This is a genomic window from Azospirillum baldaniorum, from assembly GCF_003119195.2.
Taxonomy (GTDB): Bacteria; Pseudomonadota; Alphaproteobacteria; order Azospirillales; family Azospirillaceae; genus Azospirillum; species Azospirillum baldaniorum.
Window position 1 is genome coordinate 395,697 of record NZ_CP022253.1, and the last position, 26,867, is coordinate 422,563.

23 protein-coding genes are annotated in these 26,867 nt (G+C 70.4%); 8 read left to right on the plus strand and 15 right to left on the minus strand.

The annotated features are described in order from the left end of the window. Nucleotides 1-280: 280 nt before the first annotated feature. The 4 genes from cysK to coaBC all read right to left on the minus strand — a co-directional run bounded on the left by cysK (nucleotide 281) and on the right by coaBC (nucleotide 3,518). On the minus strand, nucleotides 281-1,240 hold the full coding sequence (gene cysK / locus Sp245p_RS01825) for a cysteine synthase A (RefSeq protein ID WP_014238771.1): 960 nt from the start codon (nucleotides 1,238-1,240) through the stop codon (nucleotides 281-283). Between the two features lie 75 nt (nucleotides 1,241-1,315). Then, the gene (locus tag Sp245p_RS01830) at nucleotides 1,316-1,771 is read right to left on the minus strand and encodes an RrF2 family transcriptional regulator (RefSeq protein WP_014238770.1); all 456 of its coding nucleotides are present in this window, start codon (nucleotides 1,769-1,771) and stop codon (nucleotides 1,316-1,318) included. Next, the gene (dut, locus tag Sp245p_RS01835) at nucleotides 1,771-2,265 is read right to left on the minus strand and encodes a dUTP diphosphatase (protein WP_014238769.1); all 495 of its coding nucleotides are present in this window, start codon (nucleotides 2,263-2,265) and stop codon (nucleotides 1,771-1,773) included. The genes Sp245p_RS01830 and dut overlap by 1 nt, the downstream gene beginning before the upstream one ends. After that, the gene (gene coaBC, locus Sp245p_RS01840) at nucleotides 2,262-3,518 is read right to left on the minus strand and encodes a bifunctional phosphopantothenoylcysteine decarboxylase/phosphopantothenate--cysteine ligase CoaBC (protein WP_014238768.1); all 1,257 of its coding nucleotides are present in this window, start codon (nucleotides 3,516-3,518) and stop codon (nucleotides 2,262-2,264) included. The genes dut and coaBC overlap by 4 nt, the downstream gene beginning before the upstream one ends. Before the next feature lie 268 nt (nucleotides 3,519-3,786). Between coaBC and Sp245p_RS01845 the strand changes: the two genes are divergently transcribed. After that, nucleotides 3,787-5,235, plus strand: coding sequence for a sigma-54-dependent transcriptional regulator (locus Sp245p_RS01845; protein WP_109138330.1), 1,449 nt, complete (start codon nucleotides 3,787-3,789; stop codon nucleotides 5,233-5,235). 356 nt (nucleotides 5,236-5,591) lie between these two features. Next, nucleotides 5,592-5,801, plus strand: a complete 210-nt coding sequence (locus tag Sp245p_RS01850) for a cold-shock protein (RefSeq protein ID WP_014238764.1) — start codon at nucleotides 5,592-5,594, stop codon at nucleotides 5,799-5,801. A 7-nt stretch (nucleotides 5,802-5,808) separates the two neighbouring features. Here the strand turns inward: Sp245p_RS01850 and Sp245p_RS01855 are convergent, their stop codons facing one another. Genes Sp245p_RS01855 through Sp245p_RS01875 form a run of 5 tightly spaced genes read right to left on the minus strand, consistent with a single transcriptional unit; the run spans nucleotide 5,809 to nucleotide 13,257 of the window. Continuing rightward, complete coding sequence (locus tag Sp245p_RS01855; protein WP_014238763.1) at nucleotides 5,809-9,252, minus strand: PAS-domain containing protein; 3,444 nt, start codon at nucleotides 9,250-9,252, stop codon at nucleotides 5,809-5,811. Nucleotides 9,253-9,283: 31 nt separating this feature from the next. After that, nucleotides 9,284-10,270: a metal ABC transporter permease gene (locus tag Sp245p_RS01860; protein ID WP_014238762.1), complete on the minus strand. Its 987-nt coding sequence runs from the start codon at nucleotides 10,268-10,270 to the stop codon at nucleotides 9,284-9,286. After that, nucleotides 10,267-11,472 (minus strand): metal ABC transporter permease, encoded by a 1,206-nt coding sequence (locus Sp245p_RS01865; protein WP_014238761.1) that lies wholly within the window; start codon nucleotides 11,470-11,472, stop codon nucleotides 10,267-10,269. The genes Sp245p_RS01860 and Sp245p_RS01865 overlap by 4 nt, the downstream gene beginning before the upstream one ends. Then, entirely contained in the window at nucleotides 11,469-12,278 is an 810-nt protein-coding gene (locus Sp245p_RS01870; RefSeq protein WP_014238760.1) for a metal ABC transporter ATP-binding protein, read from the minus strand. The genes Sp245p_RS01865 and Sp245p_RS01870 overlap by 4 nt, the downstream gene beginning before the upstream one ends. A 22-nt stretch (nucleotides 12,279-12,300) precedes the next feature. After that, a complete protein-coding gene (locus Sp245p_RS01875; RefSeq protein ID WP_014238759.1) occupies nucleotides 12,301-13,257 on the minus strand; it encodes a metal ABC transporter solute-binding protein, Zn/Mn family in 957 nt (318 codons plus the stop codon). A gap of 225 nt (nucleotides 13,258-13,482) precedes the next feature. On the opposite strand from Sp245p_RS01875, the gene Sp245p_RS01880 reads away from it, so the two are divergent. Continuing rightward, on the plus strand, nucleotides 13,483-14,211 hold the full coding sequence (locus Sp245p_RS01880; protein WP_014238758.1) for an SAM hydrolase/SAM-dependent halogenase family protein: 729 nt from the start codon (nucleotides 13,483-13,485) through the stop codon (nucleotides 14,209-14,211). Here the strand turns inward: Sp245p_RS01880 and Sp245p_RS01885 are convergent. The 4 genes from Sp245p_RS01885 to Sp245p_RS01900 form a co-directional block, all read right to left on the minus strand. Further along, a complete protein-coding gene (locus Sp245p_RS01885) occupies nucleotides 14,206-14,604 on the minus strand; it encodes a response regulator (protein WP_014238757.1) in 399 nt (132 codons plus the stop codon). The genes Sp245p_RS01880 and Sp245p_RS01885 overlap by 6 nt on opposite strands. A gap of 127 nt (nucleotides 14,605-14,731) precedes the next feature. Beyond that, nucleotides 14,732-15,415 carry an HAD family hydrolase gene (locus Sp245p_RS01890; protein WP_109138331.1) on the minus strand — a complete coding sequence of 228 codons (684 nt, stop codon included), beginning with the start codon at nucleotides 15,413-15,415 and terminating at the stop codon, nucleotides 14,732-14,734. Between the two features lie 69 nt (nucleotides 15,416-15,484). Next, nucleotides 15,485-15,727, minus strand: a complete 243-nt coding sequence (locus tag Sp245p_RS01895) for a hypothetical protein (RefSeq protein ID WP_014238755.1) — start codon at nucleotides 15,725-15,727, stop codon at nucleotides 15,485-15,487. A gap of 162 nt (nucleotides 15,728-15,889) precedes the next feature. Further along, entirely contained in the window at nucleotides 15,890-16,324 is a 435-nt protein-coding gene (locus Sp245p_RS01900) for a Fur family transcriptional regulator (protein WP_014238753.1), read from the minus strand. A gap of 193 nt (nucleotides 16,325-16,517) precedes the next feature. On the opposite strand from Sp245p_RS01900, the gene Sp245p_RS01905 reads away from it, so the two are divergent. After that, on the plus strand, nucleotides 16,518-17,459 hold the full coding sequence (locus tag Sp245p_RS01905; RefSeq protein ID WP_014238752.1) for a transglutaminase family protein: 942 nt from the start codon (nucleotides 16,518-16,520) through the stop codon (nucleotides 17,457-17,459). A 103-nt stretch (nucleotides 17,460-17,562) separates the two neighbouring features. Beyond that, nucleotides 17,563-18,756 (plus strand): sensor histidine kinase, encoded by a 1,194-nt coding sequence (locus tag Sp245p_RS01910; protein ID WP_014238751.1) that lies wholly within the window; start codon nucleotides 17,563-17,565, stop codon nucleotides 18,754-18,756. 101 nt (nucleotides 18,757-18,857) lie between these two features. Here Sp245p_RS01910 and htpG read toward each other — a convergent pair whose 3' ends face one another. Together htpG and Sp245p_RS01920 are read right to left on the minus strand one after the other, a co-directional pair. Continuing rightward, on the minus strand, nucleotides 18,858-20,747 hold the full coding sequence (gene htpG, locus Sp245p_RS01915) for a molecular chaperone HtpG (protein ID WP_014238750.1): 1,890 nt from the start codon (nucleotides 20,745-20,747) through the stop codon (nucleotides 18,858-18,860). Between the two features lie 284 nt (nucleotides 20,748-21,031). After that, nucleotides 21,032-22,690, minus strand: a complete 1,659-nt coding sequence (locus Sp245p_RS01920; RefSeq protein WP_109138333.1) for a hypothetical protein — start codon at nucleotides 22,688-22,690, stop codon at nucleotides 21,032-21,034. 172 nt (nucleotides 22,691-22,862) lie between these two features. Here Sp245p_RS01920 and Sp245p_RS01925 point away from each other — a divergent pair, with 172 nt between their 5' ends. From Sp245p_RS01925 to Sp245p_RS01935, 3 genes are all read left to right on the plus strand, one after another. Further along, nucleotides 22,863-25,388 carry a helicase-related protein gene (locus Sp245p_RS01925; protein ID WP_052584207.1) on the plus strand — a complete coding sequence of 842 codons (2,526 nt, stop codon included), beginning with the start codon at nucleotides 22,863-22,865 and terminating at the stop codon, nucleotides 25,386-25,388. A 133-nt stretch (nucleotides 25,389-25,521) separates the two neighbouring features. Next, nucleotides 25,522-25,959, plus strand: a complete 438-nt coding sequence (locus Sp245p_RS01930) for an RNA-binding S4 domain-containing protein (RefSeq protein WP_014238746.1) — start codon at nucleotides 25,522-25,524, stop codon at nucleotides 25,957-25,959. Between the two features lie 122 nt (nucleotides 25,960-26,081). Continuing rightward, nucleotides 26,082-26,813 (plus strand): TerC family protein, encoded by a 732-nt coding sequence (locus tag Sp245p_RS01935; RefSeq protein ID WP_014238745.1) that lies wholly within the window; start codon nucleotides 26,082-26,084, stop codon nucleotides 26,811-26,813. Nucleotides 26,814-26,867: the final 54 nt, after the last annotated feature.

A 26,867-nucleotide genomic window follows, 5' to 3' on the forward strand; every position in this document is an offset into this window, starting at 1 on the left:
CAGCTCCGCATCGTCGGGCGCCCGTGGCGCAAGCCGGGCCGTCGCCTGAAACGGCGGAGCCGCGCCGGCCGAAACTCCCGGCGCAGACAGGTTAGATTAATAAAATCCAATCTTTTTGTCAAAGCGCCGCCCGATGCCAGGGGCGGGCACAAAGACCGGACGGATCCCACTCTACAGCAGGATGCGCGGCGGCGCAATATTCGCCGTCCGGTTGCGCAGGAACATGTACCGGAGATCCCTCTCCCACAGCCGCAGGCGGATGTGGGAGAGGGGAGCCGGTTTACTCCAGCCCTTCGAACAGGGCGGTGGAAAGGTAGCGTTCGGCGAAGGACGGCAGGATCACGACGATCAGCTTGCCCTCGTTCTCCGGACGGGAGCCGATCTCCAGCGCCGCGGCCAGCGCGGCACCCGAGGAGATGCCGACCGGAATGCCTTCCAGCTTCGCCACCTTGCGGGCCGTCTCGAAGGCGCGCTGGTTGGAGATGCGGACGACCTCGTCGATCAGGTCCTTGTTCAGGACGTCCGGCACGAAGCCGGCGCCGATGCCCTGGATCTTGTGCGGGCCGGGCATGCCGCCGGACAGGACGGGGCTGTCCTCAGGCTCCACCGCGATGGTGCGGAAACCGGGCTTGCGGGCCTTCAGGACCTCCGACACGCCGGTCAGCGTGCCGCCGGTGCCGACGCCGGAAATCAGGAAGTCGGCCTTGCCGTCGGTGTCCTTCCAGATCTCCTCCGCCGTGGTGTTGCGGTGGATCTCCGGGTTGGCGGCGTTCTTGAACTGCTGGAGCATGTAGGCGTTCGGATCGGTGGCGACGATCTCGTCGGCCCGCCGGATGGCGCCCTTCATGCCCTCCGCCGCCGGGGTCAGCACCAGCTCGGCGCCCAGCAGCTTCAGCATCTTGCGGCGCTCGACCGACATGCTCTCCGGCATGGTCAGGATCAGGCGGTAGCCCTTGGCGGCGGCGACGAAGGCCAGCGCGATGCCGGTGTTGCCCGACGTCGGCTCGACCAGGGTGGTGCGGCCCGGCTCGATGGTGCCGGCGCGCTCCGCCGCGTCGATCATGGCGAAGCCGATGCGGTCCTTCACGCTGGCCAGCGGGTTGAAGAACTCCAGCTTGCCGACGATCTGGGCCTTGGCCCCGGCGTCCTCGGCCAGCCGGTTGACGCGCACCAGCGGCGTGGCGCCGACGGTGTCGAGAATGCTGTCGTAGATCTTACCGCGAAACTCGGAACCCGGCATTTTTCACTCCTCCGGTGTGTGGTATTTTCCCACTTTCTACATCATGCGTAGAATTTAACCGTTTTCCGTGTGGGATCAAATCGTAAAATCTATGCGATCTTCGGTCTCGCTCTCGACGCCGGCGGTGCGGGCGCGCAGGCAGAGATCCTCGATGGTGATGTCGTCGAGCTTCTTCATGCACTCCTCCTGAAGCTCGTTCCACAGCGGGCGCACCACCTTGTGCCCCAGGATGGAGCCGGCCGGCTCCTCGATGGGGTCGGTGGCGGTCTCCATGGAGCGGACGACCTTCACGATCTCGCCCAGAGTGATCCGCCGGCGCTCGCGGGCCAGCCGGTAGCCGCCGCGCGGCCCGCGCACGCCGGCCAGGACGCCGTCGCGGACGAGCTGCTGGAGAACCTGCTCCAGGTAGCGCTTGGGAATGCCCTGGCGGCGGGTGATCTCGCCGGACTGAACGGGTTCGGTGCCGGCGTTGTAGGCGATGTCCAGCACCGCCTCGATCGCGAACATCAGCTTCTTGGAGATGCGGAGCATCAGTGCGACTCCTGCGCGGGGGAGGTCGAGATGAACTGGCCGGTGGAGCCGAAGCCCCCGGTGCCGCGGGCGCTGTCGGGCAGAACGGCCGACTCGGACCAGGCGGCGCGCTCGTAGCGGGCGATCACCAGCTGGGCGATGCGCTGCCCGCGCTCCACCGTGAAGGGCTGGTCGCCGTGGTTGATCAGGATCACCCCGACCTCGCCGCGGTAATCGGCGTCGATGGTGCCCGGGCTGTTCAGCACCGTGATCCCGTGCTTCAGCGCCAGGCCGGAGCGCGGCCGCACCTGCGCCTCGTAGCCGTCGGGCAGGGCGAAGGCGACGCCGGTGGGGATCAGCGCGCGGCGGCCCGGCTCCAGGACGACCGGCTCCGCCAGAGCGGCCAGCAGGTCCATGCCCGCCGCGTGTTCGGTCGCGTAGGCCGGCAGGTCCAGCCCCGCGGCGTGGGCGAGCCGGACGATGGGAACGGGAATGGCGGATGCCGTTGCGCTCACGGAATGGTCTCCTGGGGGGCGGGTGTGGAGGGCGGATTGAAATGCCGGGCGATGGCCTCGGCCAGGCGGGCGGCCACGGCGTCCTTGCCCATGGTGGGCCAGTCCTCGGCACCGTCGGCGCGGATCAGATGAACGGTGTTGTCGGCCCCGCCGAAGGTGGTGGTGCCCGGCGACACGTCGTTGGCGACGATCCAGTCGCAGCCCTTGCGCGCGCGCTTGGCGGTCGCGTAGTCCACCACGTTGCCGGTCTCCGCGGCGAAGCCGACGACCAGCGCCGGACGGCGCGGCCCGGCCTGGGACAGGGTGGCCAGGATGTCGGGGTTCTCGGTCAGGGTCAGGCTCGGCGGGCCGCCGCCGTCCTTCTTCAGCTTGCGGTCCGACTCGCCGGCCACGCGCCAGTCGGCGACGGCGGCGGCGCAGACCGCGATGTCCGCGGGCAGGGCCGACTCGCAGGCCGCCAGCATCTCCCGCGCCGTCTCGATGGGGCGCACGGTGCAGCCGGGCGGGTCGGGCAGGCGGGTCGGGCCGGTGACCAGCGTCACCTCCGCCCCCAGCCGGCGCAGCGCCTCGGCGATGGCGTGGCCCTGCTTGCCGGAGGAGCGGTTGGCGATGTAGCGCACCGGATCGATGGGCTCCACCGTCGGGCCGCTGGTGACCAGCGCGCGCTTGCCGGCCAGCGGCTTGGGCGCCTCCAGCTCCTCGAAATGGGTGGCGATGGCCTGGACGATCTCCATCGGCTCGGCCATGCGCCCGAACCCGTACTCGCCGCAGGCCATCTCGCCCTTGTTCGGGCCGATCCGGCGCACGCCACGCTTTTCCAAAAGGGCCAGATTGTCCCGGGTCGCCGGATGCTCCCACATGCGGACGTTCATCGCCGGGGCGACGAGCACCGGCTTGTCGGTGGCCAGCAGAACGGTGGCGGCCAGATCGTCGGCCATGCCCGCGGCCATGCGGGCCAGCAGGTTGGCGGTGGCCGGGGCGACGACCAGCAGATCGGCGTCGCGCGACAGCTGAATGTGGCCCATCTCCGATTCGTCGGTCAGGGACCACAGATCCTGGTAGACGGTGTCCTCGGTCAGCGCCTGCACGGACAGGGGCGTGACGAACTGCGCCCCCGCCCGGGTCAGGACCGCGCGCACGCGCACGCCCCGTTCCTTCAGGCGGCGGATCAGCTCCAGGCTCTTGTAGGCCGCGATGCCGCCCGCGATGACGAGCAGGATGCGCTTGCCGGACAGCACGGATGTTTCGGCCACGGGGGTCCGCCGTTCCTTGCTATGGATTTTGTAGAATTCAGATATTCCATCACGGCGTCCGGTACAAGCGTCCTTCGCTCATCCACACAGCGAATCCGGTGTGAAATGCACATCCATGACCGGAATGTGAAACCATGGATGGGATATTTCCTTGCGCGGACGCATTCCAGGTCTTTCGTCAACGGCCCGTCATCGCGTAGAGTGCATTTTTAAGGATTTGCTGATAGCCAGGGCAGTCCGAATGCCCTTTTCCGTATTTTCCATTTGAATTCAAACGGTCCATGCCCCGCGCTCCACGCCAATCCTTCTCGTCGAAGACACGCCGTCGCTGGCCCGCGTCTATGCGGAGTTCCTGAAGAAGGACTGCACCTCCGTCACCACGGTGGAGACGGGGGCCGAGGCGCTGGAGCAATTGGCCGACGGCGCGCCGCGGATCGTGCTGCTGGACCTCCAGCTTCCCGACATGCATGGGATGGAGGTGCTGAAGCGGATCAGCGCCCAGGCGCTGCCCTGCGCGGTCATCATCATCACCGCCCACGGGTCGGTCGGGGTGGCGGTGGAGGCGATGCGCTACGGCGCCTATGATTTCCTGGTGAAGCCCTTCTCGGCGGAGCGGCTGACCGTCACCGTGCGCAACGCCATGGAGCGGCTGCGCCTCGCCCAGCTCGTCGACAGCTTCGAGAAGGACCTGGGGCGCAGCCGTTACCACGGCTTCCTCGGCTCGTCGCTGGCGATGCAGGCGGTCTACCGGATCATCGACAGCGCCGCCTCCTCCCGCGCGACGGTCTTCATCACCGGCGAGTCGGGGACCGGCAAGGAGGTCTGCGCCGAGGCCATCCACCGTCAGAGCCCGCGGGCCGACCGGCCCTTCATCGCCATCAACTGCGGGGCCATCCCCAAGGACCTGATGGAGAGCGAGATCTTCGGCCACATGAAGGGCTCTTTCACCGGGGCGGTGGTCGACCGCGAGGGCGCTGCGGCGCGGGCCAACGGCGGCACCCTGTTCCTCGATGAGATCTGCGAGCTGGCGCCCGACCTTCAGACCAAGCTGTTGCGCTTCATCCAGACCGGCACCTTCACGCCGGTCGGCGGCAGCCGGTTGGAGAAGGTCGATCTGCGCATCATCTGCGCGACCAACCGCGATCCCCTGCGCGAGGTCGAGGAGGGGCGCTTCCGCGAGGACCTCTATTACCGGCTGCACGTCATCCCCATCCACCTGCCGCCGCTGCGCGAGCGCGAGGACGACGTGCTGGAGATCTGCCGCCAGTTCCTGGCCGATTACACGCGGGAGGAGGGCAAGGGCTTCGTCCGCTTCTCCCCGGCGGCGGAGCAGGCGCTGCGCACCTACCACTGGCCGGGCAACGTGCGGCAGGTGCAGAACGTGGTGCGCAACATCGTGGTTCTGCACGACGGCGACACCGTGACGCCGGCCATGCTGCCGGCCCCGCTCGGCACCCCGGCGGGCGCCGCCGTGGCGTCCCCTGCGGTCGGCGTCGGGAACGGCCAAGGCGGCGGGCACGCTGCCGGCCATGGACCCGTGGCCCACACGCCGTCGCCGAAGACGGTGAAGCCGCTGTGGGAGGTGGAGCGCGACGCCATCGAGGAGGCCATCGCCGCCTGCGACGGCAACATTCCCCGCGCTGCGGCCCTGCTGGAGATCAGCGCCTCCACCATCTACCGCAAGCGTCTCGCCTGGCAGGCCGAAGGAAAACTCTGATTTCCGGCCGCTCCGGGAGTCCCAACCCCCGGTTCCAGCCTCACGCCCCTGGTCCTGCCGAAGCATAGGCTTCGTGTGCGTTCAATTCACGCAAGACCATCGAAAGTCTTGCCGTGCCGGGACCTGCCGCCATCGGCTTATTTCCAAATGACCGGTCTGGCCACATTGGGCATATGCCGTGAAGCCGCCTTGCCGGTTCCGGTGCCATCCGGCTAGCCTCCCCTCGCGTTGCTTTGCTTGCGCTTCCGCGTGGCGCCACACACGACCGCCGCACCGTCCATCGTCCTTCGCCGGTCCCTTTCGCCCCGCGGCGCGGATCGGCGGCGGACCCCGACCGAGGAGCAGGAGTTCGCCTTATGACCACCGGCACCGTCAAATGGTTCAACACCACCAAGGGATATGGCTTCATCGCGCCGGAGGCCGGCGCCAAGGACGTGTTCGTGCACATCACGGCCGTGCAGAAGTCGGGTCTTCACGCCCTGTCCGAGGGTCAGCGCGTCGAGTTCGAGGTCGCGCGCGGCAACAACGGCAAGGACGCCGCGGTCAACATCAGCGTCATGGAGTGAAGCCGCGTCATGACGTGACGTAGCCGCGGAGCCGGTAGGCCTCCACGGCTTCCCGGGTGAGGCGGGGGATGTCGCGGCACAGCGACGTCACCTCTCCCACCGCGTTGCTCCGGCAGGCCAGCTCCAGCGCCCGGGCGGCCGCCGACAGGTCGCGGGCGCCGAAGGTCCCCGCGGTGCTCTTCAGCGTGTGGGCCTCCTTCGCCAGTCCGGCGAGATCGGCCGGGCCTCCTCCCGCCGCTTCCGCGCCGCCGCGGGCGATCCTCTCGGCCCGCTCCAGCGTTTCCTCCACGAACTGGCGGATGACGTCGGCCAGAAGCTCCGCGTCGAGATCCTGGGCGAGCTGTTGCAGGACCTCCATGTCCAGAACGCCTTTCTCCGGCGCGCCCATATTCCCGAGACCCGCTGGGGCCGGGGCGGGGCTGTCCCAGAGCGTCGCGGGGTCGGCGGACTCCAACGGGGCGGACTCCACCGTGGCGGCGTCCAGCCAGCGGGCCACGGTCTCCAGCAGATGCGGACGGTCGATGGGCTTGGCGACGTGCCCGTTCATCCCGGCGGCCAGACAGCGTTCGCGGTCGCTGTCCATGGCGTCGGCGGTCATGGCGATGATCGGGACGGTGCCGGCCGGCGGCGGCAGGGCGCGCAGCCGGCGGGTGGCGGTCAGCCCGTCCATCTCCGGCATGGCGAGGTCCATCAGGACCAGCCCGTAGGGCGACGGGCCGGCCGCCGCGGCCGCCATCGCCTCCAGCGCTTCCCGTCCGTTGTTGGCGATGTCGACGCGATAGCCGGCGCCCCGCAGCAGCAGGGCGGCGACCATCTGGTTCGTCGGGCTGTCCTCGACCAGGAGAATCCGCTGGCCCGTTCCGGCGGCTGACGGGGCGGCGTGGCTTTGCACAGGCGACGGCGCGGCGGGCGGCGCGGCGGGCGGCGCTTCCGCCACGCTCCGCCCGGTGACGGCGGCGAGCAGGCGGGAGGGCCGGGCCGGCTTCGTCACCGTGGCGTCGGCGCCATTGCCGTCCCCGCCCGCGGTCCGGTGCGGCAGGGCGAGACGGACGATCCGCTGCACGCCCCGCGCGCGCAGCCGGTCGGTCAGAGAGCCGGCGACCGGGGTCTCCACGTTGCCGATCACCGCGATGCCGGCGGCGGGCAGAGTGCCGGCGTCCAGCCCGGCCACCATCGCCACGACGTCCGGCGCGCTGACCGTGGCCCCCCAGGAATGGAGTTGTTCGGCCAGAGCCCGCCGGGCGACGGGGTTCGATTCCAGAAGCAGAACCGTTTCCCCGGCCAGCGGCGGTTCCGCGACGGCGGCCCGCGTCCTCCTGGGCTCCACTAGTCCGGACTCCGGCGGCCCGGATTGCAGCGGCCCGGATTGCAGCGGCAGGGTGAACCAGAAGCGGCTGCCCTGGTCGGGGGTGCTGTCGAAACCGATGCTTCCCCCCATCATCTCCACCAGCCGCTTGGAAATCGCCAGCCCCAGCCCGGCGCCGTCGTGGCGCCGCGACAGGCGGGGATGCACCTGGGAGAATTCGGTGAAGAGGTCGGCCTGCGCGTCCCGCGGAATGCCGATCCCGGTGTCGGTCACCTCGAAGCGCAGGCGCGGCGGCATCTGGCCGTCGCCGTCCAGCTTCGACAGGGTGACGGCGACGCCGCCGCGGTCGGTGAACTTCACGGCGTTGCCGACGAGGTTCAGCAGGACCTGTCTGACCCGCCCCGAGTCGCCGCGCAGCGCCGCCGGCAGGCCGCCGGTGATGCAGACGGCCAGCTCGATCCCCTTGGCGAAGGCGCGGGCGGCCTGCAGCTCGACCACGCTCTCCACCACCTCGGCGGGGGAGAAGCGGCCCGACTCCAGGGTCAGCTTCCCGGCCTCCATCTTGGAGATGTCCAGGATGTCGTTCAGCATGAACAGCAGCGCCTCCGCCGACTCGCGGGCGGTGCGGGCGTAGGCGCGCTGTTCGTCGCCCAGCGGGCCGTCGAGAAGCAGCCCCAGCATGCCCAGGACGCCGTTCATCGGCGTGCGGATCTCGTGGCTGATGGTGCGCAGGAACTCCGACTTGGCGCGGCTCGCCAGCTCCGCCTGCTCCTTGGCGAGGCGGAGCTGCGCCTCCGCAAGGCGATGGGCGGTGATGTCGCGGAAGGACACCATCGCCATCGTCCGCCCGCGGTAGGGCACGTAGCGGGTCTCCCCCTGCACCGTCAGCCGTTCGCCGTTGCGGCGCAGGCAGATGGCTTCAAAAGGGGTTTCGTCGCGGGCGCGGATGCGCAGCCAGTTGAGTTCACGGTCCTCCGGCACCATCAGCGCGGTGATGGACAGTCCCGTCAGCTCGTCCGGCGCATAGCCCAGGATGGCGGCGGCGGCCCGGTTGGCGTCGGCGATCACCCCCTGCTCGTGCACCAGGATGCCGTCCATGGCGGCGTCCGACAGTTTGCGGAAACGGTCCTCGCTCTCGCGCAGGGCCTGCTCCGCCCGGCGGTGGTCGGTGATGTCGGTGTAGGTCATCAGGACCGAGCGGTCGGGAAGGAAGCCGGCGGTGATCTCCAACACCCGGCCATCGGGGCGCGTGCGCTCGATGCGGCTGACGCCCTCGGGGCGCAGGTTGGTCAGGTGGCGGGCGACGATCTCCGCCGTATCGCCGGGGCCGAACTCGCCGCGTTCGGCCATGAAGCGCAGAAAGCCGGGCATGGTGAGGCCGGGATGGAGCGCGTCGTCCGGCAGGTCGAGCATCTCGCGCAGGCGGCGGTTGCAGGTCAGGAAATGGCCGTCCGCGCTCCACACCACGAGACCCTGCGACATGGCGCTGAAGGTGGCCTCCAGCAGGTCAGACTTGTGGGCCAGCTCCTGCTCGCGCCGCTTCAGCTCGCTGATGTCGGTGCGCAGCCCGACATAGCCGCCGTCGCTGGTCCGCCGCTCCTCGATCTTGAACCAGCGCCCGTCACCGATCCGCAGCACTTGCGGCCCCTGTGGGTTGCGGTGCCGCTCCATCTCCCGCTCGACCCAGCGGTCGATGTCGCCGGGGCCGCAGTCGGGGTAATGGCCGGTGGCGGCGGCGCGGCGAATCAGCGATTCGAAGGGGATGCCGGGCTCCAGAGGCCCCAGCAGGGCGTAGATTTCGCGGAAGCGGGCGTTGCACTGGACCAGCCGGTCGTCGGCGTCGAACAGGGCGAAGCCCTCGTTGACCACCTCGATGGCCTCGGACAGGCGGCGGTGGGCGTCCGCCGCCCGGCTGTCGGCGGCGCGGGCCTCCGCCTGGGCGCGCCGGGTGGCCTCCCGCTCGCGCAGCACCGCCAGGGCCATCACCGCGCCGGCTAGCCCGATCCCGAAGAAGGGCCAGATCAGCTCGTCGGTCCCATGCTCCAGAAGATGCTGCAGCGTGTGCAGCGCGCTCGCCATCAGAAGGAGGAACGCGACCAGGGTGAGCCAGCTCCAACGGCGCAGCCGGCGGTGGAGGAACGACATTCGGCGCTCCGCATAGGACGAGGCGAAAACGTTACGGCTTTTGCGCCTCCGGAGCAATGAGTCCAGGGGCGGCGCGCAGCCGGCCGACGGCGCGGCGCCGGCCCAGCAGGCCGTGGCGCGGCCCGAACAGGACGGCCAGCGCCAGGATCAGGCCGGACGCCACCGCGATCATCCCCGCCGCGTTCAGCGAGTGGGAGGCCCCGAGCAGCATCGGCCCGAAGGCCGCGGTGCCATAGCCGGCCAGCGCCGCCAGCACCCCCAACGCGACGCTGAGCAGGATCTGCGCGGCCAGCCGGTCGGTCAGCAGGCGGGCGGCGGCGGGCGGGGCGATGAGCATGGCGATGACCAGGATGGAGCCCACCGCCTCGAAGGCGGCGATGGCGGTGGCCGCCACCAGAAGCACCACCCCGTAATGGAACAGCCCCGCCGGGATGCCCAGCGTCGAGGCCAGCGCCGGGTCGAAGGTGGTGATCTTCAGCTCCTTGTAGAACAGCCCGACCAGGGCGACGCAGAGCGCGAAGACCGCGGCCAGCGTCAGCACCTCCCGCGGCAGGGCCGCCCACACCGCCGGGTCGGTCAGCGAGGCCCAGCCCTTGGGGGCCAGCCACAGGATGGTCTCCAACTGGCCGTAGAGCACGCAGTCGGCATCCAGATCGACTCCGCCGACCGACGCCTGCTCGATCATCACCACGCCGGCGGCGAACATCACGGTGAAGACGACGCCCATGGCGGCGCCGGACTCCAGCCGGCCCAGCCGCCGCACCGCCTCGATCAGCAGGCCGGCCAGCGCCGCGGCGGCCAGCGCGCCGAGCATCATCGGCAGGGTCTCCCTCGTGCCGGCGACCAGGAAGCCGCCGACGATGCCGGGCAGGATGGCGTGGCTGACCGCGTCGCCCATCATCCCCTGGCGCCGCAGCACCAGGAAATTGCCGACCAGCGCGCAGGCGGCGCAGGCCAGCACCGCGGCGAGCAGGGCGGGGGCGTCGATCTGAAGGAATTCCTGGACGTCGGGCATCATGACGGGGCGCTCCGCTCCTCCAGCAGCCGGACCATGTCGCCGGGCAGGACCGAGTCGATGGGGTCGACGCCCCAATTGGCGTGGGCGGGCAGCAGCGCCGGGTAGTCGGCCAGGAACCGCTCCCACAGCCGGCGGTCGCGCGCCGCCGCACGGGCGGCGGTCTGCCCGGCGGGAGTCAGGGCGCCGTCCCGGATGTAGCCGCGCAGGCGCAGCCAGAGCGCCACGGAGCCCTCCACCGGCCGGCCGTCCAGCAGGTCGGCCAGGGCGCGCCGCTCCGCGAAGGTCAGGCGCAGCCGCCCCTGGCGCAGCGCGGCGGCGACCAGCCCGCGCGCCGGGGCGAACAGGAAGCTGAGCAGGAAGAAGCCCCCGGCGACCAGGACGATCACCGCCCCCGCCGGCAGCTTGGGCAGCAGGGCCGACAGGGCGGCGCCGAGCCAGCCGGACAGCGCGCCGATCACCGCCGCGGCGACGGTCAGGGCGGGCAGCCGGTCGGTCCAGAAGCGGGCGGCGGCGGGTGGGATGATGAGGAGCGCGACCACCAGGATCAGCCCCACGGTCTGGAGCCCGATCACCGTCACCAGCGTCGCCAGCCCCATCAGCACGAGGTCGAGCGCCCCCACCGGCCAGCCCTGCACGGCGGCGAAGCCGGGGTCGAAGGCCAGCACCCGCAGCTCCTTGAACAGCAGGGCGACGGCCAGCGCCGCCCCGGCGGCCAGCAGGCCGATGGCGATGGCCTCGCCCTGGGCCATGGCGGCGGTCTGGCCCAGGATGAAGGTCTTCAGCCCGGCCTGCCCGCCCAACTCCAAATTCTGGATGACGCTGAGCAGCACGACGCCCAGCCCGAAGAAGACCGACAGCACCGCCCCGATCGCCGAATCCTCGGTCAGCCGGGTGAAGCGGGACAGCGCCTGCACGGTCAGCAGCCCGACCACCCCGCTGGCCACCGCCCCGGCCAGCAGCAGGGGCAGCGACCGCTCTGGCAGGCCGAGCGCCGCCCCGACCAGGAAGGCGATGGCGATGCCGGGCAGGGTGGCGTGGCTCAGCGCGTCGCTGACCAGGGCGCGGCGGCGCAGCAGCAGGAAGGTGCCGACCGTCCCGCCGGCCAACCCCAGCGCGGCGGTCCCGGCAACCACCACGGCGCTGTTGAAGCCGGACTGGAAGGTCAGGATGCGCAACGCCTCGTCGAACACGGAGTCGATCATGACGCTTCCGCTCCCAATGCCGCGGGCGTCGGCATGGGCCGTCCACCGTAGGTGCGGGACAGCAGGTCGGGCGTCATCACCCGTGCGACCGGCCCTTGGGCGACCACGCGGGTGTTGAGCAGCAGGGCGTGGTCGAAATAGTCGCTGACCGTCTGCAGGTCGTGGTGGACGCAGATCACCGTCCGCCCGGCGGCGTCGAGGTCGCGCAGCACCTGGAGCACCGCGCGCTCCGTCGCCGCGTCCACCCCGGCGAAGGGCTCGTCCATGAAGTAGAGCTGCGCCTCCTGGGCCAGCGCGCGGGCCAGGAAGACGCGCTGCTGCTGCCCGCCGGAGAGCTGGCCGATCTGGCGCTTGGCGAAGTCGGCCATGCCCACCCGCTCCAGCGCGTGCAGCGCCGCCTCCCTGTGGGAGCGGGTGACCGGGCGGAACCAGCCGATCTTCCCGTAACGGCCCATCGCCACCACGTCGAGCGCCGAGACGGGGAAGTCCCAGTCCACGCTTTCGCGCTGCGGCACATAGCCGATCAGGCGGCGCTGCCTGGCGATCGGGCGCCCGAACACCTCGACCGCTCCCGACACCCGCGGCACCAGCCCGAGACACGCCTTGATGAGGGTCGACTTGCCCGCGCCGTTCGGCCCGACCACGGCGATCAGCCCGCCCGGCGGGGCGGCGTAGTCGACGTTCCACAGCACCGGCCGGCGGTGGTAGGCGACGGTCAGGCCGCGGATATCCAGAGGCGGCGGCCCGATGGGCGAGGCCTCTTCGGGGGCGGTGCGGCTGCCGGGGGTGCGCCAGAGATACTGCATGGTCCGTTTCTCCTCCGCCGTGTCAGCGCTGCGCCAGGGCGAGCTTGCCCTGGAAGCCGTCGGCCGGCGCCTCGCCGCCCAGCGCGCGGGCGATGGTCGTCACATTGTGGTCGATCATGCCGATGTAGGTGCCTTCGTAGCTGCCCGGCGCGCCCATGGCGTCGGAGAACAGGGCGCCGCCCAGCGTCACCCGATGTCCCCGCGCCCCCGCCCCTTCGACCAGAGCGCGGACGTTGCGGTCGGACACGCTGGTTTCCGGGAAGACCGCCGGCACGCCGCGGTCCGCCAGCAGCGCGGCCAGTTCCTCGATGATCCGCAGCCCGGCCTCGGATTCCGTGCTGATCCCCTGGATGCCGCGCACCTCGATCCCGTAGGCGCGGCCCAGATAGTTGAAGGCGTCGTGGGCGGTGACCAGCACGCGGGCCTTGCCGGGGATGGAGGACAGGACGCGCCGGGCGTACGCGTCGAGCCGCGCCAGCTCCGCCCCGTACGCGTCGGCGTTGCGGGCGTACGCCTCGGCGCCCGCGGGGTCGAGCCGGGCCAGCCCGTCGCGGATGGACGGCAGGGTGCTCGCCCAGATCCCCACATCCATCCAGATGTGCGGGTCGTGGGCGCCCTCGAACTCGGGCGGGCTGAGCAGCCGCTCCTTGGGCACCGCGTCGCCCAGCGCCACCACCGGCTTGCCGGACTCGCGCAGCCGGTCGAAGGCGGCGGTCATCTTGCCTTCGAGATGCAGGCCGCTGATGAACACCGCGTCGGCCCGCAGCAGCTTCACCGTGTCGGAGCGGGTGGGCTTGAACAGGTGCGGATCGACGCCTTCGCCCATCAGCGCCTCCACCACTGCCCGGTCGCCGGCCACCGCCCGCACGAGGTCGGCGACCATGCCGGTGGTGGCGACGATCTTCGGGCGCTCGCCTTGGGGCCGTTCACCCTCGGCCATCGCGGCTCCCGGCAGCAGCAGGGCGGCGGCCAAGCCCATGATGGCAATAAACTTCGTCAGGCTCTTCGTTGCGAAGGTTTTTGAACATATGTTCATATTCATTGGTCCCGACAAAGATCGGCAAGGTTAGGGCAGGCGGACCAAGTAAACGGGGCGGAGTGCATTTGCGTTCCATGAATATATGAACCGCCTCTCTGGCCTTGCAAGGCGGCTCGTGACGATCCGTGTCTTACCGAACGGGGTGAAGTGCGCTACAGTGGCGGGATGATCGTGCTCTTTACGGATTTCGGGTTGTCCGGCCCCTACACCGGGCAGATGAAGGCGGTGCTGGCGCGGATGGCGCCGGGCCTGCCGGTCATCGACCTGTTCGCCGACGCGCCCGCCTTCGACCCGCAGCTCTCGGCCTATCTGCTGGCCGCCTACGCTCCGGAATTCCCGGCGGACAGCGTCTTCCTCTGCGTCGTCGACCCCGGCGTCGGGACCGACCGCCGCCCGCTGGTGTTCGAGGCTGACGGGCGCCGCTTCGTCGGGCCGGACAACGGCCTGTTCGAGTTGCTGCGGCGGCGGGCCGAGTCGGTGCGCGCCTGGAGCATCGGCTGGCGGCCCGAGCGGCTGTCGGCCAGCTTCCACGGGCGGGACCTGTTCGCCCCGGTGGCGGCCAGCCTCGCCATGGGGAACCCGGTCGCGCTGGAACCCGTCGATCCGGCCGGCCTCGCGCGGCCCGACTGGCCGGACGATCTGGCGCGGATCGTCTATGTGGACGTCTACGGCAACGCCATGACCGGCCTGCGCGCCGACCGGCTGCCGGAGGACGCGGTGCTGCGGGCCGGCGGGCGCACGGTGCGCCGGGGCCGGACCTTCGCCGACGTCCCGGTGGGGGAGGCGCTGTGGTACGCGAACTCCAGCGGTCTGGCGGAGATCGCCGTCAACCGGGGCCGCGCCGACCATGACGCCGGGCTGGCGGTGGGCACGCCGGTGGAGGTCGTCCTATAGCCCGTCCAGGCAGCGGTCGAGCAGCGCCAGATCCACGGGGCGGGCCAGCACGGTGACCGGGCTGTTGCCCGGCTCAGCGTCCAACTGGGCGTCCGGCGCGCCGGCGGTCAGGATGATCCGGGTGTGCGGGTAGAGCATGCAGGCCAGCGCCGCGGCCCGGTCCCCCTCGTCCTTCAGCCGGTGGCGGCGGAGCAGGGCGACGGCCGGACCCTCGGCCCCGATGAGGCTCAGCGCCTCGAAGCCGCCGGACACCGTGGACACAGCGAAGCCGCGGTCGGCCAGATGACGGGCCAGCGCGTCCCGCTGGCCGGGATCGTCGTCGGCAACGACGGCGCTGCGGCCCCCCTGACCGGGCAGGCGGATGTCGACGTCGATGGAAAAGCCGGTCGTCATGCGGGTCTCACCACGGGCTTTCCTGGAATCTGACAGGTTTTCTACGCCACGCGGATGCCGGTTGCAAATCCCCATGGGCGGCACGCGCCGTCCGGTCAGCGGATCTCGACGTCAGCAGATCTCGACGTCAGCGGATCTTGACGACGGTGGGGCGATCGACGATCGACAGCATCGGCAGGTCGCTGGGCCGGTTGCCGTAGCCCCAGGTCTCGCCGAAGGGGCCGTTGGCGGCGATCCAGCCGCGCACCCGCTCCAGCTTGTCCAGCCGGACGCAGTTGCCGGTGCACAGCCGCCCGGTCAGGGCGTTGTCCTCGACCTCCATCCCGGTGGCGAGCAGGTCGTCGACGTTCAACCCGCGCAGCAGGGCCGGCATGTAGATGTCGAGCGCCCCGGTGGCGACGACCACCCGGCGCCCCTCGCGCCGGTGCATCTTCAGGGTTTCGACCAGCGGGGCGTGCCAGCGGATGCGGTGGACCAGCCGCTCGGCCGCGGCCAGCGCGTCGGCCACCGGAACGCCGCGCAGCGTCCGGCGCAGCAGGATGGCCTTGACCGATCCCGGAAAATCCACCCCCGGCCCGCGCCCGCGCGCGTGGCGGTGCAGGCCGGAGCGCAGGGCGTCCAGGAAGGCCAGCCGGGCGCGGTTGCGCCCGATGACCTCGCCGATGAACATCAGCAGGCTGTCGCCGTGGATCAGCGTCCCGTCGAAGTCGAAGAAGGCCACCCCCGGCGCGATGGAGGCCAGGGGATTGGTGCCTGCGGTGGAGGGACCGGAGGCGATGGCGTCGAAAAAGGGAGCGGCGCTGGTCTGCATGCGCCCTTATCCGGCGGAACGCGCCGCGTCACAAGTCAAATGCGTTGCGGCGGGCCGTCGGCGGCAGCTTTAGTGCAGCGACGGGCTGGGGGAATCGTCCGCGTCCTCCGCCTCGATGAGCATCTCGCCCACGGCGATTTCTCCGGCGCATTCCTCCAGCCCGGCCTTCACGGCGATCAGGAGGTTGATGATCTCGCCGTTGTCCTGCTCCAGGATGCGCAGGCGCTCCTCCAGCTTGTCCAGACGGCGGGTGACGCTGTCGGTCAGCCGGTCGAGGCGGGCGAGAACCGGGTCGTTGTTCGTGTCGTCCATGGCGGCGGTTGGTCCGTCGATGATTCGTGTGCGTTCCTGAAGCTAGGACCACGCATCGCCTCTGGACAGACCCGCGCCCGGCGCAACCCGCAATTGATGGGATTATCGTCCGGATGGTGCCCGGCGAGTCCCAAAGGACTCAAGGCCGGGCACGCCCGGGCGTTACTCCCCCTCCGACGTGGTGGTGCGGCGGCGCAACGGAACACCATACAGTTCAAGCCTATGGCCGAGCAGTTCATAGCCCAATTCGCGGGCTATGACTTCCTTCAGCCGTTCGAGATCTTCATTCTGGAACTCCACCACCTTTCCGGATTCGAGATCGATCAGGTGATGATGGTGCTCCGACCCGGCTTCCTCGTAGCGGGCGCGGCCATCGCCGAAGTCCAGCCGGTCGATCACGTTCGCATCCTCGAACAGGCGCATCGTGCGGTAGACGGTGGCGATGGAAATGCGCGGGTCGATGGAGGAGGCCCGGCGGTGAACCTCCTCCACGTCGGGGTGGTCGGCGGCCTCCGACAGCACGCGCGAGATCACGCGGCGCTGGTCGGTCATCTTCAGCCCTTTCTCGATGCAGAGCTGTTCGAGGCGCGAAGGCATGGAAGTCCCCTTGTTGTCGTCTCATTGGCGCGCGCGGTTCGGCCCCGTATGGCTTGGCGCCTGTGGCCCTGGCCGCGCGTTGGCCGCCGTCCCTCCCCGGCACGGCCACCCAAAAGCCCGAGCACCATACTGTGATTCGGAACCATTCACAAACGCCGACGTTTGGTGTCGGCTTACGGAAAGGGCGCGCGCCATGATGACCCTGGACATCCACCACACCACCACATACCGCTACGCCAACCCGGTAACCTTCGGCGACCACCGCCTGATGTTCCGGCCTCGCGACAGCCACGATCTGCGGTTGATCGAGACGGGTCTGGTGATCAGCCCGCCGCCGGCCTCCGTCCGCTGGCTCCATGACGTCTTCGGCAACTCCATCGCGGTGGCGAGCTTCGACCAGCCGGCGACGGAGCTGCGCTTCGAAAGCCACATCCGGGTCGATCACTACCCGATGGGCGAGCTGGAATTCCCCATCGAGGACTACGCGCGTTCCTATCCCTTCAGCTATTCCGCGGAGGAGGTGCCGGATCTGGCGCTGACCACCCAGCGGCATTATCCGGACCCCGAGCATCTGGTGGACGAATGGGCCCGGCAGTTCGTGACGCTGGGCGAGGGCGGGCCGCCCGACACGCAGGACATGCTGGTGTCGATGACCCGCGCCATCAAGGAGACCTTCACCTATCAGGCCCGCGACCTGGAAGGCACCCAGAGCCCGGTGGACACCCTGACGTGGAAGAGCGGCTCCTGCCGCGACTTCGCGCTTCTGATGATGGAGGCCGTGCGCTCGCTGGGCTTCGCGGCGCGCTTCGTGTCCGGTTACCTCTACGATCCCGCGCGGGACGGGCAGGAGGGCGCGATGACCGGCGGCGGGGCGACCCACGCCTGGGTGGAGATCTACCTGCCGGGCTGCGGCTGGGTGGAGTTCGATCCGACCAACGGCATCATCGGCGGCAAGAACCTGATCCGCGTCGCCGTCGCCCGCGACCCCTCGCAGGCGGTGCCGCTCGGCGGTTCCTGGACCGGGGCGCCGGCGGATTTCCTCGGCATGACGGTGGATGTGCAGGTCACCGCAACCGGCGGGACGGGTGCCGGCAACGCTCCGCAAAACCCGGTGCCGGCGGCCGGAGCCGCCTGACACGGCAACCAATTGCAAACGAACGTCTGCCAGAATGGAGGGTCCGGGGCCGTTTCGGTGCCGGACCGACCGTCCCATCCGACAGACGAGGCTGCGTCATCCCGTGCTCGATCCCGATCCGACCAGTCCCGCCCCCGGCGGCACGCCGGAAACGGAGGCCGCCCCTGTCCTGACGGCGGCGCTGCTGGCCCTCCCTGAGCCGTCCGTCGGGCCGGATGTGCCCTGCCGCATCCTGCGGGACCGTCTGGCCGCCCAGCCCGGCCTGCCGGCGCTCGCCGTGGCGGCGGAGGACGGGCGCGTTCTGGGGCTGGTGGACCGTCTGGCGCTGGCGGGGCTGGCCGACCCGGAGGCGCCGGCGCGGACGGCGATGGACCCGGCGCCGCTGCTGGTCGAGGCGGACCTTCCGCTCTGCGAGGTCGCGCGGCGGATCATGCAGGACAATCCCGGCGCGCTGGCTTCCGGCTTCGCCGTGCTGGAGAACGGGCGGTACCTCGGCATCGGGTCGGGGGTGGCCCTGCTGGCGCGGACCGACGAGCAGATCATCCAGCGGACCCGCCAGCTCGACGAGGCCCGCCGCGCCGCGGAGCGCGCCAACCGCGCCAAGACCGCCTTCTTCGCCTGCATGAGCCATGAGATCCGCACCCCGCTCAACGCCATGATGGGCTTCGCGGAACTGCTGGAGCAGGAGGTCCTGGGGCCGATCGCCAACCCGCTCTACCGCGACTACGCCCGCGACATCGCGGAAAGCGGGCGCCATCTGATGGACCTGATCAACGACCTGCTCGACCTGTCGAAGGCCGAGGCCGGGCGGCTGGAACTGGCCGAATCCGCGGTGGACGTGCCGCGCGTCGCCATGGGCAGCGCCCGCCTGCTGTCCGACCGCGCCGGGCGGGCCGGGGTCGGGATCGAGACGGACCTGCCGCCCGACCTGCCGCCGCTGCGCGCCGACGAGCGCAAGCTGCGGCAGATGCTGCTGAACCTGCTGTCCAACGCGGTGAAGTTCACGCCGCCCGACGGGGTGGTCACCTTGAACGGCCGCATGGCGGCGGACGGGACGCTGTGTCTGTCGGTGCACGACACCGGCATCGGCATGACCGCCGACGAACTGGAAAAGGCGCTGGAGCCCTGGGGCCAGATCGACAGCGCGCTGGGCCGCAACCACATCGGCACCGGCCTGGGCCTGCCCCTGACCAAGCGGCTGGTGGAGCTTCACGGGGGGCGGCTGGACATCGACACCGCCCCCGACCGCGGCACCACCATGACGCTGGTCTTCCCGGCGGAGCGGGCGGGCGGGTAGCGTTGCCCCCACCCCGGCCCTCCCCCGCTTCGCAAGGGAGGGAGAACGGTCCCCTCCCCTGCGAGAGCGGGGAAGGGCTAGGGAGGGGGCAACGGGAAGCCTTACGCCAGCCCCTTCTCCATTGCGCTCGCCAGACGGCGGGCGAAGGCGGCGGGGTCGGGCAGGGCTTCGCCTTCCACGATGCGCGCCTGGTCGAGCAGCAGCCACGCCGCGTCGTCCAGCGTGGTCGCGGCACCGCTCGCCTTGGCGCGCTCGGCGAGGCGCTTGATCAGCGGGTGGGCGGGGTTGACCTCCAGGATGCGCTTGGCCGCCGGGGCGTCCATGCCGAGCTGCTTGTGCTGCTTCAGCAGGCGTTCCAGATGCATGTCCATGTCGTTCTCGTCGGCGACGAGGCAGACGGCGCTGTCGGTCAGGCGCTCCGACGGGCGGACGTCCTTCACCACGTCCTGGAGGGTCAGCTTCAGCAGAACCAGCAGGTCGGTCAGCTCGCCTTCGGACGCCTTCTCCTCGGCTGGCTTCTCCTCGCCGCCCTGGATCTTGCCGAGATCGGCGCCGCCGCGGGTCACCGACTTGAAGGGCTTGTCCTGGAAGCTGCCGACCGACGGCACCCAGAACTCGTCCACCGGGTCGGTCAGCAACAGCACCTCGACGCCCTTGGCCTTGAAGCCTTCGAGCTGCGGGCTGCGCTTCAGCGTCTCGATGTCGTCGCCGCTGATGGTGAAGATGGCCTCCTGGCCCTCCTTCATGCGGCCCAGATACTCCTCCAGCGAGACCAGACCGTCACCGGCGGTGCTGCGGAAGCGCATCAGCTTCAGCAGGTCGTCCCGGTGCTCGTAGTCGTCGTAGAGGCCCTCCTTGAGGACGGCGCCGAAATTCTCCCAGAAGGCCGCGTATTCCTCCGCCTTCTCGGTGTCGCGGGCCTTCTTGCCCAGCTCCGACAGGACGCGGCGGGTGATGCCGGCGCGGATCTTGGCCAGCATCGGGTTGTGCTGGAGCATCTCGCGGCTGATGTTCAGCGGCAGATCCTCGCTGTCCACCACGCCGCGCAGGAAGCGCAGGTAGGGCGGCAGCAGGCCTTCCGCCGAATCGGTGATGAAGACGCGCTTGACGTACAGCTTCACCCGGTGGGCGCGCTTGGGGTCGAACAGGTCGAACGGCTTGGAGGACGGCACGAACAGCAGGTTCGTGTATTCGATCGCGCCTTCCGCCCGCCAGTGCAGGGTCAGCCACGGATCGTCGAAGGCGTGCCCGACATGGTGGTAGAACTCCGTGTACTGTTCCGCCGTGATCTCGTTCTTGGAGCGCATCCACAGGGCCGAGGCGCTGTTCAGCGACTTGGCGTCCTCGCCCTCGCCGAAGAGGATCGGGATGGCGATGTGGTCGGAGTATTTGCGGACGATGCCGGAGAGGCGGTGCTCCTCCAGATACTCGTCGTCGCCCTCGCGCAGGTGCAGCTTGATCTGCGTGCCGCGCGGCAGGTCGGCGACGTCGGAGATGGTGAACTCGCCCTTGCCGTCCGACAGCCAGCGCCAGCCCTGCGTGTCCCCGGCCTTGCGGGTCAGAACCTCCACCCGGTCGGCGACCATGAAGGCGGAGTAGAAGCCGACGCCGAACTGGCCGATCAGGTTGACGTCCTTCTTGGCATCCCCGTCTTTCGCGCTGTCCTTCAGGTTGCGCATGAAGGCGGCGGTGCCGGAGCGCGCGATGGTGCCGAGGTTCTCGACCAGATCCTCGCGGTTCATGCCGATGCCGTTGTCGGCCACGGTGAGGGTCCGCGCCTCCTTGTCCACGACCAGCCGGACCTTCAGGTTCGGGTTGTCGGCGGACAGTTCGGGCTGCGTCAGCGCGGCGTAGCGCAGCCGGTCGCAGGCGTCGGAGGCGTTGGAGACCAGCTCGCGCAGGAAGACTTCCTTCTCGCTGTAGAGCGAGTGCGCGACGATGTCGAGCAGGCGGCTGACCTCGGCCTGGAAGCTGAGCCGTTCCTCGGTCATGGTGTCATCCTTGATCGTTCTTGTTGGTAAGTTTGCCGATGGGTCCGGAGGACGGCGCAGATATGTGCGAGCGCGCCGCCCCATGCAAGAGCGATCGGCTGGCGTTGCGCTGGAGTTTCGCAACCGGAGTGGGTGTGTTCTGAGGTGGAGGCGTTTGCCCCCTCCCTAACCCTCCCCCGCTTCGCAGGGGAGGGGACTAAGATTCCCTCTCCTGCGAAGCGGGGGAGGGAAGGGGCCCGCGGCGTCAGCCGTGGGAAGGGTGGGGGCAAGAACCTCCCCAAGCCTCAGCGCTTCTTGCCCTGGATCGGCTCCGGCTCCGGCGCCGGCTGGCCCATGCCCATCAGCGCACTCATGTCCGCCCCGTTCAGCAGGAACTGGCCGGTCTCGGTGACGTCGATCTTGTAGCTGCGCACGTCGTTGCCGGCATCGTCCTTGGACGCCTGCCCGAAGGCCTGGAGCATGGCGATCACGCCCAGCGCGTTCTGGGTGCTCTCGTCGGCCTTCTTGCCCGGCTTGGGCTGCATCGCCTTGGTGGCGGCGTCCAGGCCGCGCAGCAGAACGGTGCTGCTGCCCACCGCGCCGAAGGCGGAGCTGGCGGCCATGCGCAGGGCACCGGTCATGGTGCCGGATGCCGCCGGGGTGTTGACGACGAAGCGGTCGATGCGCAGCTCCGTCCCGACCTCCGCCATGGCACCCATCAGCCGGTTGCCGATGGCGGCCATCGCCGCCTCATCGGTCCCAACATCGGCGCCATCGTCCGGCAGGGCGGCTTCCTCCTCGCCCTCGCCCTCTTCCTCATCCTCCTCGCCCGCGGCGGCCTGGGATTCGGCCAGGGTGGCGAGGTCGGCGAAGGCCCGCCACAGCGAGGAGGTCGGCAGCTTCGCGGTGCTGATCTGGATGTCCAGCTTGTCCGGCATGAAGGCCTTCGGCGCCACCTCCGGCTCCAGCGTCAGGCCGCTGGATTCGATCCCGAAGGTGGTGGAGGCCATCGGCTTGTCCAGATCCTCGGCGCTGCCGCGCAGGACGAGCTGGCCGAGGGCGAGGCGGGTGCCGTCCTCCGGGTTCAGGGCGGTCAGGCCGGACAGGCGGAGGCGCCCGCTGGCCCCGCCCATCAGGTTCTGCATCAGCGGGATCAGCTCCGCCGCCGGGGGCTGGGTGCCGGCCAGGGCGTGGGTCTGGGTCAGCCGCTGCATGGCGTCGGCGCGGGCGAGGTCGACGCGGGTGTAGGTGCCCTCCATCGTCAGGCCGCCGAGATTCAGCACCTCCTTCTTCGTCTCGTCGAGGAAGCGCAGGTTGCTGACGGACAGGGCGCCGGGACCGCTCCACAGCGGGGTGCCGGCGGCGGCGGTGCCGTCCGGCTTCAGCTCCCCGGCGACGGTGATGGCGCCGACGGTCAGGGCGCTCTCGTCCTTCTTGCCCTTCTTGCCCTTGCGGTCGCTGGTGACCGACAGGTCGCCAAGCTCCGCGTCCATGGACAGCGCCGTCTCGTAGGCGCCGGACCACAGGGCGCTGATGCGCTGGCGGCCCAGCTTGACGGTGGCCGACGGCTTGCCGTTGTCCAGGATGGCGACGCGGTCGGGCAGGGTGGCGGTGACGGCGTGGGTGTTGCCGTCCTGCGGCTTCACCGTCAGGCGGATGGTGCCGATGTCGGCGGTGGTGCCGTCGTCCGACACCGCGGTCAGGGCGGGCAGGGCCACCTCGTAATGGTCGCCGGCCGGGGTCGCCACCGGCTCGCCGGTCCAGCGCAGCTCGGTCTCGTCGCCCTCGCTCTTGGGGAACCAGCGGGCCAGCCCGTCCTTCAGCGCGGCGGCGAGCGCCCTGGCCCCGTCCTCGGTCACCGGGGGCGCCTCCGCGCGGGCGGCGGCGGGCGGCAGCGCCAGGGTTGCGAGCATCAGCGCGGCGGCGAGCGGACGGGCGGGAAGACGGCGCATGGTGTGGCGCATGAGGAATCCCTTAGGGTGGAGCGCGCCAGGGTAGACGGGATAACCGGTGCCCGTCCATCGGCCCGAGGTTTTATACCATTCCCGGAAGAGTTCGGCCCCGGATGGTCCTTGCAGCATGGCACGGCCGCCCTGACGCTTGCATTGCCGGTCCCCAGGCCCAAAACTTACGCTTATGACCTCTGTCCTTTCTTCGTCCGGGGGCGGTCTGGGTGCGGGTGGCCGGGTGGTCGCCGTGCTGGGGCCGACCAACACCGGGAAAACCCATCTCGCCATCGAGCGCATGCTCGGCCACCGGACGGGGATGATCGGCTTTCCGCTGCGCCTGCTGGCCCGCGAGAATTACGACCGCATCGTGTCGATCAAGGGCAAGAACGCCGTGGCCCTGGTGACGGGGGAGGAGAAGATCCTGCCGCCCAGCCCGTCCTATTGGGTGTGCACGGTGGAATCCATGCCGCTCGACCGGGCGGTGGACTTCCTGGCGGTGGACGAGGTGCAGCTCTGCGCCGATCCGGAGCGCGGGCACATCTTCACCGACCGGCTGCTCAACGCGCGCGGGCTGGTGGAGACGATGTTCCTCGGCTCCGACACGGTGCAGCCGCTGATCCGCCGGCTGGTGCCGCGGGCCGAGTTCATCAGCCGGCCGCGTTTCTCGCAGCTGACCTACGCCGGCTACCGCAAGCTGACCCGCCTGCCGCCGCGCTCCTGCGTCGTCGCCTTCTCGGCGACCGACGTCTACGCGCTGGCCGAGATGATCCGGCGCCAGCGCGGCGGCACCGCGGTGGTGCTGGGGGCGCTGTCCCCGCGCACCCGCAACGCCCAGGTCGGGCTCTATCAGGCGGGGGAGGTCGATTATCTGGTGGCGACCGACGCCATCGGCATGGGGCTGAACATGGACGTCGACCATGTGGCCTTCGCCCGCATCGTGAAGTTCGACGGCTTCGCCCCGCGCCGCCTGCGCGCGCCGGAGGTGGCGCAGATCGCCGGGCGCGCCGGGCGGCACATGCGCGACGGCACCTTCGGCACCACCGACGAGGTGGGGGAGCTGGAGGCCGACGTGGTCGACCGCGTCGAGAACCACCAGTTCGAGACGATCAAGACGCTGATGTGGCGCAACAGCAAGCTGCGCTTCGACACGCCGGGATTCCTGCTGAAGTCGCTGGAGGAGCGCCCGCCGATCCCGGAGCTGCTGCGCGCCCGCGACGCCGACGACCATCTGGCGCTCCAGGCGCTGGTCCGCGACCATGAGGTGATGGACCTCGCCAAGGGCCGCGACAACGTGCGCCTGCTCTGGGAGGTCTGCCAGGTCCCCGACTTCCGCAAGGTGCTGTCGGACGCCCACACTCGGCTGCTCGGGCAGATCTTCCGGCAGCTGCGCACCGGCATCGGGCGGCTGGACGAGGACTGGGCGGCCAAGCAGATCGCCCGGCTCGACCGCACCGAGGGCGACATCGACGCGCTTGTCGCCCGCATCGCCCACATCCGCACCTGGACCTACATCTCCAACCGGCCGTCCTGGCTGACCGATCCCGTGCACTGGCAGGCGCGCACCCGCGCCATCGAGGACAAGCTGTCCGACGCCCTGCACGAGCGGCTGACGCAGCGCTTCATCGACCGCCGCTCGGCCACGCTGGCCCGCACGCTGAAGGACGGGCGGGAGCTGATCGGCGGCGTGCGCGCCGACGGCGAGGTGGTGGTGGAGGGCCATCCGGTGGGCCGGCTGGAGGGCTTCCGCTTCGTCCCCGACGCCCCGGAACGCTCGGAGGAGGCCAAGTCCCTGCTGACCGCCGCGCGCCGCGCGCTCCGCGAGGAGGTGGCGTCCCGCCTGCGCGCCTTCGAGCAGGAGCCGGACGACGTGTTCGCCCTCGGTCCGGATGGGGTGCTGACGGCGGACGCTTTGCCGGTGGCCCGGCTCGGTCCCGGCCCGTCGGTGCTGACCCCGGCGGTTCTGCCCTTCGACGAGGGGCTGCTCGACCAGGGGCAGCTCGACCGCGTCCGCGTCCGGCTGGAGCGCTGGCTGAAGGACCGCGCCGCCGCCCGGCTGCGCCCCCTGCTGGCGCTGCGCGATGCGGCCGACAAAAACGATGGGGATCTCACCGGCGCGGCGCGGGGGTTGGCCTTCCAGCTCGTCGAGAACATGGGGGCGCTGCCCCGCGCGCCGGTCGCCCCGATGGTCGAGGGGCTGGAGAAGGCCGACCGCAAGGCGCTGTCCCGCCATGGGGTGCGGCTCGGCGTGTCGCATCTCTACCTGACGGCGCTCGCCAAGCCGGGTGCGGTGGAACTGCGCGGGCTGCTGTGGGCGGTGAAGCACCGGCTGCCCCTGCCGGTGCCGATCCCGCCGCCGGGCCGCGTTTCGGTGGAAGCCACCGGCGCGCCGCCCGCCTTCTGGGAGGCCATCGGTTATCCGGCGGCCGGGCCGCGGGCGCTGCGCGTGGACATGCTCGACCGGCTGGAGACCGAGCTGCTGACGGCCGCCAAGGAGGGCCGGGCGGTGGCCGAGCCGGCGCTGGCCCAGATGATCGGCGCCAAGCCGGACGAGTTGGGCGCCGTGATGAAGGGGCTTGGCTACACCCGTTCGGTGGCGGAGGATGGGGCGGTCTCCTGGCGCCGCCGCCGCAACCCGCGCCACAAGCCCCGCCGCGAGGCCCCCGTCAACGCCGACCACCCCTTCGCCAAGCTGCGCCAGCTTTCGGGAACGTGATGAACGGATACGTTATTGCCCCCACCCTGACCCTCCCCCGCTTCGCAGGGGAGGGGATTGACTCCCTCCCTTGCCGAAGGCGGGGGAGGGAAGGGGCCCGCGGCGTCAGCCGTGGGAAGGGTGGGGGCACCGCATGACTGACCTCGACGACGATGACGATCTCCCCGACTCCGGCTCCGACCCCACCCCGGCGGGCCGCTTGCGGATCGACAAGTGGCTGTGGTTCGCGCGCTTCTTCAAGACGCGCAGCCTCGCGGCGAAGCTGTGCAACGGCGGCGGCGTGCGGGTGTCCGGCACGGTGGTCGGCAAGGCGCATTACGCGGTGAAGCCCGGCGACGTGCTGACCTTCGCGCAGGGGCGGCACATCCGCGTCATCAAGGTGGTCGCGCTCGGCAGCCGGCGCGGCCCGGCGCCGGAGGCGCAGGCTCTCTACGAGGATCTCGCCCCGCCGGTGCGCGAGGAGGCGATCCAGGACCCCTACCGCGCGCCGCCGGCCCCGCGGGAGCCCGGCGCCGGGCGTCCGACCAAGCGCGACCGCCGGGCGCTCGACCAGCTGTACGGAGAGGAGTAAGCCGGAACAGCCGGGAAAAGCGGCGGGCGAGCGCGGGCCGGGCCATTGCCATTCCGGGGCCGCAACCTCATCTGCGCAAAATAATCCCGCAACGGCCGACTTTTTCGGAGCCCGCCGCCCTCATGCTCGAACTGTTCTCCGACCCGCAGGTCTGGGCCAGCCTCCTGACGCTCACCGCGTTGGAGATCGTGCTCGGCATCGACAACATCATCTTCATTTCGATCATGGCGGCCAAGCTGCCGGTCCACCAGCAGCAGAAGGCCCGGCAGCTCGGTCTGGCGCTGGCGCTGATCATGCGGCTCGCGCTGCTCGCCTCCATCTCCTGGGTGGCGACCCTGACGGAACCGCTGATCACCGTGCTCGGCATGGGCTTCTCGGGCCGCGACCTGATCCTGCTCGGCGGCGGCCTGTTCCTGCTGGCCAAGGGCACCATCGAGATCCACAACACCGTGGAAGGCCACGAGGAGGACAGCGCCGCCCCCAAGCTCGCCAGCTTCGGCGCGGTGGTCGGGCAGATCATCGTGCTCGACATCGTCTTCTCGCTGGACAGCGTGATCACCGCGGTCGGCATGTCCAACGACCTGCCGGTGATGGTCACCGCCGTCGTCATCGCCATGGCGGTGATGCTGTTCGCCGCCCGCCCGGTGGGCGACTTCGTGAACCGCCATGTCACCGTGAAGATGCTGGCCCTGTCCTTCCTGCTGCTGGTCGGCGTTGCGCTGATCGCCGACGGCTTCGGCTTCCACATCCCGAAGGGCTACCTGTACTTCGCCATCGCCTTCTCGACGCTGGTCGAGGCGCTGAACCTGATGGCCGCCGCCCGCCGCAAACGGAAGAAGGCCGAAGCGCACTGACGCTCCGGCCTCCCGGAAGACGTGCTCGACGGGCCGCCCCTTCGCGGGGGCGGC